Source organism: Thiomicrorhabdus heinhorstiae (assembly GCF_013391765.2).
In the GTDB taxonomy this organism is placed as follows: domain Bacteria; phylum Pseudomonadota; class Gammaproteobacteria; order Thiomicrospirales; family Thiomicrospiraceae; genus Thiomicrorhabdus; species Thiomicrorhabdus heinhorstiae.
The window spans coordinates 1-659 of record NZ_JACBGI020000053.1 but is presented as its reverse complement, the minus strand read 5'-3'; the positions used below and the strand labels follow the sequence as shown (position 1 = coordinate 659).

The 659-nt window shown below is 49.0% G+C and carries 1 protein-coding gene; it reads left to right on the top strand.

Going from position 1 to position 659, the window contains the following annotated elements; translation table 11 throughout:
• On the top strand, positions 1 to 659 hold a 659-nt coding region (locus H8792_RS12330), incomplete at both ends, for a flagellin N-terminal helical domain-containing protein (RefSeq protein WP_185979310.1).

Genomic DNA, 659 nt, shown 5'->3' with positions numbered 1-659 from the left:
GCACTAAACGCGAACCGTATTTTGAACCAAACCAGTAATGAACAATCCACAACGATGGAACGTTTGACTTCTGGTAAGCAAATCAACTCTGCAGCGGATAACGCGGCAGGTCTAGCGATCGCCACCGGAATGAGCTCACAAATCGCCGGTACGGATCAAGCCATTCGTAACGCAAACGACGGTATTTCTCTACTGCAAACAGTCGATGGTGCGACAGAAGAAGTCGTGAACATGATGCAGCGTATGCGTGAACTTGCCACTCAATCATTGAACGGCACCTACAGTGCGGAAAACCGTGCGCAGATGGATGAAGAATTCACACAGCTGCAAAATGAGGTTGATCGTGTTGCCAAAACCACCAAATTCAACGATAGCGCGTTGATGAACGGTTCAACTGCGACAGTCGATCTACACGTTGGTTGGCAGACAGGTGCGGATAACAAAATTACCGTATCGATGAAAAACTTCAGTGCGGGTCAATTACAGACATCGGCGGCGATTGCGGTCGACACCCAAGCGAACGCATCAGCGGCGATTGCCGCGATTGACCAGGATTTGTCGAACATCAACCTGCAACGTGCGAAATGGGGTGCTTTGCAAAACCGTCTGGAATCAACGGTATCGAACTTGAGCAATGTAAATGAAAACATCAGTGCTGC